Origin of the sequence: Cyclonatronum sp. (assembly GCF_022565315.1) — a bacterium.
Lineage (GTDB): Bacteria > Bacteroidota > Rhodothermia > Balneolales > Cyclonatronaceae > Cyclonatronum.
This window is the reverse complement of sequence record NZ_JAIUMX010000116.1, coordinates 1-10,609: the sequence shown is the minus strand read 5'-3', so window position 1 is coordinate 10,609 and position 10,609 is coordinate 1. Positions and strand designations below refer to the sequence as shown.

Annotated in this window: 8 protein-coding genes; 2 read left to right on the top strand and 6 right to left on the bottom strand. The window is 52.7% G+C overall.

All coding sequences use genetic code 11. The annotated features are described in order from the left end of the window. Nucleotides 1–30: 30 nt before the first annotated feature. On the top strand, nucleotides 31–696 hold the full coding sequence (gene udk / locus LAT75_RS13525; RefSeq protein WP_291483209.1) for a uridine kinase: 666 nt from the start codon (nucleotides 31–33) through the stop codon (nucleotides 694–696). 155 nt (nucleotides 697–851) lie between these two features. Here udk and LAT75_RS13520 read toward each other — a convergent pair whose 3' ends face one another. From LAT75_RS13520 to LAT75_RS13495, 6 genes are all read right to left on the bottom strand, one after another. After that, nucleotides 852–2,198, bottom strand: coding sequence for a hypothetical protein (locus tag LAT75_RS13520; protein WP_291483208.1), 1,347 nt, complete (start codon nucleotides 2,196–2,198; stop codon nucleotides 852–854). Nucleotides 2,199–2,454: 256 nt separating this feature from the next. Further along, the gene (locus LAT75_RS13515; protein ID WP_291483207.1) at nucleotides 2,455–3,783 is read right to left on the bottom strand and encodes a DUF294 nucleotidyltransferase-like domain-containing protein; all 1,329 of its coding nucleotides are present in this window, start codon (nucleotides 3,781–3,783) and stop codon (nucleotides 2,455–2,457) included. A 184-nt stretch (nucleotides 3,784–3,967) separates the two neighbouring features. Further along, complete coding sequence (gene acs / locus LAT75_RS13510) at nucleotides 3,968–5,884, bottom strand: acetate--CoA ligase (protein ID WP_291483206.1); 1,917 nt, start codon at nucleotides 5,882–5,884, stop codon at nucleotides 3,968–3,970. Between the two features lie 196 nt (nucleotides 5,885–6,080). Next, nucleotides 6,081–7,775, bottom strand: coding sequence for a sodium:solute symporter family protein (locus tag LAT75_RS13505; protein WP_291483205.1), 1,695 nt, complete (start codon nucleotides 7,773–7,775; stop codon nucleotides 6,081–6,083). A gap of 26 nt (nucleotides 7,776–7,801) precedes the next feature. Beyond that, entirely contained in the window at nucleotides 7,802–8,065 is a 264-nt protein-coding gene (locus tag LAT75_RS13500) for a DUF4212 domain-containing protein (protein ID WP_291483204.1), read from the bottom strand. A 144-nt stretch (nucleotides 8,066–8,209) separates the two neighbouring features. Next, on the bottom strand, nucleotides 8,210–9,391 hold the full coding sequence (locus LAT75_RS13495) for a hypothetical protein (RefSeq protein WP_291483203.1): 1,182 nt from the start codon (nucleotides 9,389–9,391) through the stop codon (nucleotides 8,210–8,212). 437 nt (nucleotides 9,392–9,828) lie between these two features. Here LAT75_RS13495 and LAT75_RS13490 point away from each other — a divergent pair. Beyond that, the coding region (locus tag LAT75_RS13490; RefSeq protein ID WP_291483202.1) for a DUF4236 domain-containing protein at nucleotides 9,829–10,609 on the top strand (781 nt) is incomplete at its 3' end.

Below are 10,609 nucleotides of genomic sequence, written 5' to 3'. Positions count from 1 at the left end.
TCTGAACCTTACCCTCAAAATAATCCTTCTATGAAACCCTTTGTAATCGGTGTAGCCGGAGGAAGCGGCTCAGGTAAAACAACGGTTGTAAGCCACATTATCAACGCAGTGGGCAGCGAAAACCTCGTACTGCTGCAGCACGACTCCTATTACCGGGATCTGAAGCACCTCACCTTTGAACAGCGTGTAAAGCAGAATTATGACCATCCCGCTGCCCTCGAAACCGAACTGATGATCCGGCACGTGAACGCACTTTTAAACGGCTACAGTATCAAATGCCCGATTTATGATTTCAAGAATCACGTGCGTTCCGAAAACTACAGCACCTACACCCCAAAACCCATCATCCTTGTTGACGGCATCCTCATTTTCTACGAGCGCGAACTTAGGGAGCTGATGAACATCAAAATTTTTGTGGATACCGATGATGACCTGCGCCTGCTCCGCAGGCTGAAGCGCGATATCAACGACCGCGGCCGGAGTGTGGACAGCGTGCTGAATCAGTACGAGCAGTTTGTGCGCCCCATGCACCTTGAGTTTGTGGAACCCTCCAAGCGGTATGCAGATATCATCATCCCGCACGGGGGGCAAAACAAAGTAGCGCTCGACATCCTGAATTCTTTCATCTCTGAGAAAGTGTCCCATATCACCGAAAAAGAAAATTCGGTTTCCGCAGCGCCCCAGTCCGAAGGGTAAAGCCAGGCGGCCCGCACATGTTTAGGCTCCCCTAAGCCGGTTCTGCAAAAAAAAGGCGCCCGGAGCGTTTTCAGTTCTGAATGCCGCTGAGGCTTGCAGCACTGAAAAGCTTCGGGCGCTTTTTTTATATCTGTATCCTGCGATGGAGCTGACCCTTACCGGCCGTAATTAAAGAAGGGAAACACACGTGCAAAACCACCTTCCTGAGCGATGTTGATGAGGCCGATTTGCAGTCCCCTCAGGTTTTGGGCATAGTTCACAATCCCGATGGTGAGGCCGCTTTGGATGCCGTCGTTCCAGTTTACCGGCGCGAGCACAAGCCCGTACTGACGCCCCTCATCAGGCAGGTAGGTGAACAGGCTTGCCACATGCAAGCCTGAAAGCTGCTGCGCCAGCACGGCCGAGCTTAAAGATGCGCCGCGCAGGTTTTCAGCGGCTACAAATCCGCCGGCAAAGCTGATGCCCGAAACATCCCTGCCTGCAATCCCGAAACCGCTGAGCTGAAGGCCGCGGATGGTTTCCCCTGCCGTGATTAAACCGGAAGCATTCAGCCCCCTGAAGCTTTCACCCGCCTGAACAAGACCCGCAGCAGAAATACCGGTGAATTGCCCGCCGCTCACCACAATGGGCGCAGCCATGATGCCGCGGCCGCCCTCCCCGGAAATTGCCGCAAGCAGGGATACGGAAATACCCCGCATTTCACCGCCGGTTACGGAGGCAAGCCCCGAAGCCTGAATCCCGCGGCTGTTTTCTCCGCTCACGGCAGCAAGTCCGCCAACCTGAATACCGCGAAATCCGCCGCCGGCAACCGAGGCAAGCCCACCAGCGGAAATCCCCCGCAGCTGCTCACCGGTAACAGAGGCAAGTCCGCCCACCGTGATGCCGCGTTTTTCTTCGCCTACCACCGCTGCGAGTCCGCCGAAGGTAATCCCGCGGGCGCTTTCGCCGGTTACAGCGGCGAAGCCTCCCGCACTGATACCGCGCTGATGATCAGCGGTTACGCTCGCAATTCCGCTGAGACTGATCCCCGAAAAGCTGCCACCGGAAACATTGGCAATGCCGCTCACGAAAACCCCGCCGGAGCCCTCCGCTGAAACATTGGCAACCCCTGCCAGGCCTACGCCATAGTTTTCGGAAGCAACCGTAGCAATACCCGAGGAAGTTACCCCTCTGATTTTCCCCATACTTACAAGCGCCAGCCAGCTGTAACCGACCCCGTTCAGGTTTTCAAAACCCGTAGCCGGTAATCCCAATGCCACACCATTGATGGTACCCGTGTACAAATTTTCTTCGCGGGGCACCCAAATGGTTGCATTGAGGCCGTTCACCTTACGAAGCCGGGAATCCCTGAAATTCAGCCGGATACCGTTTACGCCCTCCGAATCCCCGATTGAAATGCCCGTATTGCCGGCAGTGAGGTCGAAAGATGACTGCGCCTGTGCAGCGCTGTTCATAAATGCGCCAGCCATGAGCAGCGCAAGACTTATGTAAATAAATTTCATGGAATTAGACAAATAGTGTGTTCAATAAATATGGTGACGATAAACGGCTTATACGTCACGCCGGAAAATCGGTTCATGGTTTTCTTTATTCAAAGAGGAATAAAAGCAAGCCGGGGTTACAAACTTTTCTGATTCAGGCGGCCGGCGGTTGGCTTTTAGCTTTTAGCGGTTTGGCCGCGGACCGACCCAAAAATGCTTAATGTCAACTAAAAACATCAACCGTATTTAGGCATCTACAAACCAGAAACCAGAAACCCTAATATCCCGTCCGGTAAATAAATCCGAGTCGTTTTTGGAGGTCCCTCATTTTTTTGAAGGCTTCTTTCAGGAAGGCCTGCATTTCAGGGCTGTATTCTTCGGGAATAATGAAATTATCCGCGCTACGGTTTCGGTCTATGATTCTATGGATGTGATGTTCGAGGCGGACCTTCATGAGTCCGCTGTAGTGCCTGATCAGCAAACCTGCATCTTCGGCTGAGAGGTATTCCGTTCCGGCAATGAGTCGAAGCCGGCGGATGGTGTTGGTTTCCGATACCTGATTCCTCAGGGCGAAAATGCGGGCATAATTTACAGCCGGCAGCATGGCCTTCTTCATATCAAGTCCGACCCCGGAGGGGTACTTGAATCCTCCGAAAAACCCCAGCGGAATGGCATTTCCGATGGTGTTCTGCGCCAGCTGATAAAAGAACACATCCGAGCGCTTTTTGAGGATGGTATTGAGATGCTCACGCAGCGCCAGGGCAATGCCGGCATCACCGTAGGCATAGCGAAAATCAAAAAAGATGGTGGTGTGCATCACGGCCATGGGATCAGGGGTATTAACCCAGCGTGTGAAATACGCTTTCCAGGAAGCAAGGCTGCGGCACCATTTCGGGTTTCGCGCCATGATGTCGCCCCGGCAGTAGTCGAAGCCAAAGGCATCGAGCATGCGGTTTACTTTGTCGCCCAGCTTCAGGAAATACGGCTGATGCACTTCCTCATCACCCTCAAAAACAATGGCGTTATCCTGATCGGTTTTGAGGGTCTGCTCGTTGCGGCCTTCCGAACCCATCACCATAAACATAAACGGGCAGGGCGGCTCGCTGTCCATTTCCTGTATGGCACGGTGTATGGCAATGTGATGCAGGGTTTCGGCCATATCGCTCACCATGTTGAGCAGCAGCAAGGGTGAAGCCCCGCAACCCAGGGCCTCCCGAAGGATGAACGCAAGCCTGTTGCGGGAAGAAGCCAGCTCCTCGTTATCCCGGCAATTGCCGATAAGGTGAAGCAGCAAAGGCGTGAGGCCGAGCACATCGCTTACGCCAACACGCCACTGCCGCCCGGCCGAAGCGCTGCTGAGCTGAATATGGGCGCCTTTGGCGTTGTTGAGTGCGACAAGCATCTCGTCAACAGAAGCGCTCAGCGGCAGCACCTTATCTGATTTGCTGCCTTGGCCTTCGGTAACCGGCCGCCTGCCCCATTCAAGTTTTGAGAGCTGCTGCTGTACCAGCGTGTACCCTGCCGTTGATTCTGACACCCATTCGCGGGTAATCAGTTCTGTGCCGGTTTGCGAAGGCGTAAGATAGCTTTGTTGTGGAGCTGACATAAACCCGTTTGTTTTAGCGAAGGATACGGCTGATTCTCGTACTCAGGCAGGATTACAGAAGATGATACATCACAAAATACAGCATTTTGGCCGGATTAGCTGTAGCAGTGGTGAATCATTTGCCGCAATAAAAAAGCCTCCGGCGCCGAAGCACCGAAGGCTTTCCGTTACAGCTCTGCGCGGTTTATTCTTCCAGGGTTGAAAGGTCGCCCTCATCAACGCCCATGGCGCGGGCTTTGAGCACGCGACGCATAATTTTACCGCTTCTTGTTTTCGGCAGCGATTCGAGGAAGTGCACTTCCTCCGGCTTGGCAATCGGACCAATCTCGGAGCTTACGTGCGCCTTGATTTCGTTAGCCAGTTTCTGATCACCGGTCATACCGGCTTTCAGGATACAGTACACGTGAATGCAGTTCCCCTTGAGCTCATGCGGCAGAGCAATAGCAGCAGCTTCGGCTACAGCCGGGAAGCTTACCAACGCGCTCTCCACCTCAGCGGTACCGAGGCGGTACCCGCTCACTTTGATAACGTCATCAATCCGGCCGATAACCCAGATGTAGCCGTCTTCGTCGATACGGGCAGAGTCACCGGCTTTGTACCAACCTTTGGCTTCATACTCTTTCCAGTAGGTATCGGCATAGCGCTCCGGATCGTTGAGGATGGTTCTCGCCATACCGGGCGTCGGGCGCTTGATAACGAGCTTGCCTTCCTCACCGGGAGCAACCTCTTCCCCGTTTTCATCCACAATTGCAACCTGCACGCCAAAGAAAGGCTTGGTTGCGGAGCCGGGTTTCAGCGGGGTTACGGGCAGCGGGGTGATCATAAAGCCGCCGGTTTCGGTCTGCCACCAGGTATCCATAATCGGGCACCTGTCGCCCCCGATATGCTTGTGATACCAGCGCCAGGCCTCGGGATTAATCGGCTCGCCAACGGAGCCCAGCAGGCGCAGGCTGCTCAGGTCGTGCCGCTTCGGCCACTGATCGCCGAAACGCATCAGGCCGCGCACCGCAGTAGGAGAGGTGTACAGAATGGTAACCCCGTACTTTTCAATCATGTGCCACCAGCGGTTCGGGTACGGATGGTTTGGGGCGCCTTCGTACATAATAATGGTGGAGCCATTAATCAGCGGGCTGTAAACCAGGTAGCTGTGTCCGGTAATCCAGCCCGGATCGGCAGCACACCACCAGCGGTCTTCATCCTTAATATCAAACACATAGCGGTGTGTGGTTGAGGTGTACACCTGATAGCCGCCGTGTGTGTGCACCAGACCCTTGGGCTTGCCGGTTGTACCGGAAGTGAAAAGGATGAAGAGCATATCTTCGGCATCCATCTGCTCGGTTTCGCACTTGGTGCTTGCGATGGGCAGCGACATCAGGTCGTGAAACCAGAAATCGCGGTCGTTTTCCATGCGGACTTCATGCCCGGTGCGCTTCACCGTGATACACACCTCAATGGTCGGGGAGCGGTCCATGGCTTCGTTAGCGATGGATTTGAGGTCGGTAATTTTACCACGGCGAAAGCCGCCGTCGGCAGTTACGAGTACACGGGAATTGGCACTCGCGATACGGTCGGCAAGCGCTTCCACACTAAAGCCGCCGTAAACAACGCTGTGGGCAGCGCCTATCTTCACACATGCAAGCATGGTGATGGCAAGCTCGGGGATTTGCGGCATGTAGATGGTAACAATATCGCCCTTACGCACGCCCATGCTCTTGAGCACGTTGGCCGTTTTACTCACTTCACGGTTCAGGGCATGATAGGAAAGCACCTTCACATCGCCCGGCTCACCTTCCCAGATCATGGCAACCTTGTTGCGTCGCCAGGTTTTCAGGTGCCGGTCGATGGCATTTTGGATAATGTTGGTTTTGGCACCTACAAACCACTTGTAGAAGGGTGCCTGGGAGTCATCAAAAACTTTGTCCCATTTTTTGTACCACTCAAGCTTGTCCGCCTCTTCCGCCCAAAATCCTTCAGGGTCTTCGATAGAGCGTTTATAAACAGCATCATAATCTTTGATGTGCGCATTGGCTACAATTTCATCGGAGGGATAATAAAATTCTCCGTTCTTGTTTACAGTTTCGTCAGTTGCTGAATTAGACATACGTTAGGCTGATCTTGTTCGTGAATGTTAGCTTGGCGGATGCTGACACCCGGTCTGCATCGCGGTGAAAAAATAATGTTGAAGGAAAAGCGCAGCTGTTTAAGCCGCAGTTTGAATAACAAAAATCTTTTACAGATAAAAATCAAGCATGAACCGGATATCCTGCATCCGGTTCATGCTTGTTGCGTTTCAGTTTTTACTTGCTTTCATCATCGGTGAGTTCACGCGGGATGCGGATGTTCTCAACCAGATTCTGAATCTCAATCGGCGGCGGCGCCGTGAATTTGGACACCGCAAGGGCGACCGCAAAGTTCACCAGCATACCTACGGTTCCGAAGCCCTGAGGCGAAATACCAAACCACCAGTGGTCGATATTGTTCAGGTCGGTACGGATGAAGGTGAAGTACACGATGTAGGCGGTTGTGATTACGAGTCCGGCAACCATGCCTGCAATGGCCCCTTCCTTATTCATGCGCTTGTAGAAAATACCGAGCATGATGGCCGGGAAGAAGGAGGCCGCCGCAAGCCCGAAGGCAAAGGCCACCGTTTGGGCCACAAACCCGGGCGGATTAATACCGAAGTAACCGGCAATAACTACCGCCAGACCAGCGGAAATCCGAGCAATCATCAGCTCTTTCTTATCGCTCATACTTGGTGAAAGGGTTCGTTTCACAAGGTCATGGGCAACGGAAGTCGAGATTACGAGCAGAAGCCCCGCAGCCGTGGAGAGCGCAGCCGCCACACCTCCGGCAGCAACCAGACCGATTACCCAAGCGGGCAGGCCTGCAATTTCAGGGTTGGCAAGTACGATGATATCGCGGTCGATATTTAGCTCATTTATGGTGTTATCGGCGCGGTACTGAATGATGCCGTCCTCATTTTTATCATCAAAAACAATGAGGCCGGTGTTTTCCCAGGTCTTAAACCAGTCAGGCACCTCTTCATACTTCACATTGTTGATGGTTTCGAAAAGGTTCACGCGTGCAAAGGCTGCAATGGCAGGAGCCGTAGCGTACAGAAGCACGATAAAAATAAGGGCATAAAGCGCTGATTTACGGGCATCACGTACCTTAGGTACGGTGAAGAAACGCACAATTACGTGCGGAAGACCCGCGGTGCCCACCATGAGCGCGAAGGTGATGAAGAAGACATCCAGTTTGGCCAGAGCTCCTGACGTGTACGCGTCAAACCCGAATTCGGTGCTTAGGCCGTCGAGGCGTTCAAGGATAGACTGATCACTGCCGAGCATGGTTGAACCGAAGCCAACCTGAGGAATCACGTTTCCGGTAAGGAGCAGTGAGATAAAAACTGCCGGTACGAGATAGGCAAAAATAAGCACACAGTACTGCGCAACCTGTGTGTAGGTAATGCCTTTCATACCGCCGAATACCGCGTAGAAGAACACGATAACCATCCCGATTACCACACCGATCTCAATTTCCACATTCAGGAAGCGGGAGAATACAATACCTACCCCGCGCATCTGACCTGCAACATATACGAAGGAAATAAACACGGCACACACAACCGCCACAAGACGGGCAGTTGAGGAGTAGTAACGGTCGCCCACGAAATCAGGCACCGTAAACTTACCGAATTTACGCAGATAAGGTGCGAGCAGAAGCGCCAGCAGCACGTAGCCGCCCGTCCAGCCCATCAGGTAAACCGAACCGTCGCGCCCCATAAAGGCGATCAGGCCGGCCATCGAGATAAAGGAGGCAGCCGACATCCAGTCAGCGGCGGTTGCCATACCGTTTGCCAGCGGAGGCACAGAGCCGCCCGCCACATAAAATTCACTTGTATTGCCGGCACGCGACCAAACCGCAATACCGATATAAAGCGCAAAACTTGCTCCGACGATTATTAACGTCCAAAAAAGGATAGGATCCATTTGATTAGTTTCTCTGTTGGTTTAGGTTAGTCTTGTTCATCAAAGCCGAACTCTTTATCGAGCTTGTTCATCAGCACCATATATGCAGCAATTACAATGACGAAGATGTACATAGAGCCCTGCTGAGCAAACCAAAAACCGAGCGGAAAACCACCCAGCGTAAAATTATCCAGGTAATCCACAAACAGAATACCTGCTCCGAACGATGCCATAAACCAGATGAAAAGCAGCCCGCCTACATAGGTGAGGTTTTTCTTCCAGTACGCTTTGGCCATTTCTTTATGTTCCATAGTGCGCAATTGAGTTAGTTGGTTAGGTTGAGTCGTGTTGCGTTTATTGATACAAAGGCAGTATCCCCAAAATCTTTATGACCCTGCAGGCCTTCACAAAACTGCTGTAAAGGCCCACAGCTGTTTACTGCCTTGTTTCTTTCATCAGAAAAACAGGTAAGCTGAAAGCTGAATCCTGAAATTGCCAACGGTTTCGCTGTCCCTGATGGTAAGATCGGTGTTGAAGGGTCCGTAGGCGGCAACCGTGTACTCAAACTCGGCTGCGAAGCGTACCGGCCCCGACTGCATCTGTGCACGGGGGGAAACCCTCCAGACATAGTCGAGCCCGGTATCGGGATAGGCGGCCCCAAACGCCAGGCCCCGGGAACCGGGAACCGGCGTGAGGCCGTCTTCACTTACCCCCAAATTCTGTGTATATCCGGCAAATATGCCGAACTCGGTACGGATTCCCTCACTGTCGCCGCGGAAGCCGGTGCTGAGTTCGGTCCAAACGGAAAAAATATCAGTAGGATAAACCTTATCCTTTCCGCCTGAAACCGCTTCCCGTGCAAGGCCCCCAATCATCAGATGGTCGGTCATATTCTGACCCACAAGGCCGTAAACTTTAAAGAATGGTCCGCCGAAATTAAGCCTCGCGAAGGCAAAGGCAGCCAGGCTGTTTGCAGATTCGGTAAACTTGTTTTCGAGTACCACAGTTTTAAAATCTACCCCGGTGCCGAAGTGATGCCCGCCGGCAGTACCCTGAATACCTGCGTGCAGATTCGGGATGCCCGCATTCCGAAGGGGCTGACTCCCGCCGGGTCCGGCAAAGTCGCGCTGCGTTAGGGCCGCGGCAATCAGGCTGATATCCCCCATTTTATAGGTAAGCCGTACCTGCGGATTCCGGGAAAAAGCCTGAAACGGCACCCCTGTATTGAAGTTCACCACTTCCGGAAAACTCTGGGTGATAAACATCGGATGCCAGAACTGACCCACAATCAGCTGTGTATTTTCCCAGTCGAGGCGTACAAAGGCGTGCCGCATCCGGAAAGTATTGATGTTGGCATCGGTAACGCCGAAAAAAGCACCTTCTATCATCCCGCTGGTGCGTGCACCAAAAGCATCGGGCCCGCTGATATGACCCGTAACGCGGGTCTGAATACTCACCATGTTAAACTGCCGGTTTTCGTTTAAGTCCTCGCCGTTAATAATGCGTTCGGGCAAAGGAAAAAGGGCAAACTGCCCTTCACGTGCAGAAACCAGCTCTCTGTTATCAGAGTAGGCATCCGTTTTAACAAAACCCGTAAACCGGATATTCTGCGCATCGGCAGCAGAATGTCCGAACATCCCCAAAGCGAAAAAGGCTGCTAATGCGCAGAAAATCGCTTTCTTACTTTTTTGAAGGTTAATAAGCATTACTGTACGAATCGTTAAGTGTTTAAAGTAACTCTATCGTCGTTTACAAATATCCCGCCGAATCAAAAAAACAGCTGCAAAACAGCCTCATCATAGATAAGAAATCGAAAAGTTAAAGACAAGCGAATTTTCGCTGTTAGCAGAAAATTTTATTTTGTGAAGTTTACGCTGTTAAGTTTATATCCGCTTGTGCTTTCAATATTTCTGCTGAAATAACCCCTGTTTCTTATATTACCAGACAACCCTACGGCCACCAAATTAAAACCGTTCGGGAGAGGCTTTTTTCAAAATCAGTGTTTTCAGCTGTTTAGCAACAGCACTAATTCGAGCCTCAAATTAGAATATTAGATTTAAAATTCAAACAGAACATGCCGTTTTTTTTAAGAAAAAGTATCTCCAGGGGTCCGGTAAGAATCAATTTTTCCAAGGGAGGCATTGGGTTATCGGCCGGTGTTACCGGTGCCCGCATTGGGTTTAACAAAAACGGCGCCTACGTGGCCGGCGGCAGGCACGGTCTGTACTACCGCGAGAAAATCGGCCCCAAGTCGAAACGCTCCCGAAGCGGATCCACGGCAGCCGCTTCGGGCGGACAGCCCACCGTTGAGGAATTCGTAAATACGGGCCTCACTTATTCGGGCAGCGGGCAGGCAGGCGAAACGGCCGCACCGCCGCAGGCTCCTGTTTTCAAACAGAGAGATCCGCTCGTAACAGCCGGCTTTGCAGTTGGATGGATTGTTCTTATCGCGGGCATCCTCACCCCTTCCCTGCTCACTGTTGCGGGGGGCTGCCTCATCCTTCTTATTGCGCGCGTTGCCAAAACATCCCGCAAAAAGCAGGCACAGCTCACGCTCATGCAAGCTGCGGAAAGCCTCGAAAACCTCACGGACTCAGACAGGCCCGATCAGCTTCTGCAGGCACTCGCAGCCCCTTCCCTGCCCGAGCCGGAGCGCACGCAGCGAAACCTGCTGCTCGCCGATGCAGCCGTTAGCCTGTTTATGGACGGCAGCACCTCCTTTAACCGCTTCGATATGGAATCTTACCTGCGCGGGCTTCAGCTCGACGACGACCTCCTCAACCGGATCAAATCTGAGGCGCTCGATGAGCTTATTTCCGACTGCCTTGCAGATCATCAGCTCACAGCTGAGGAGG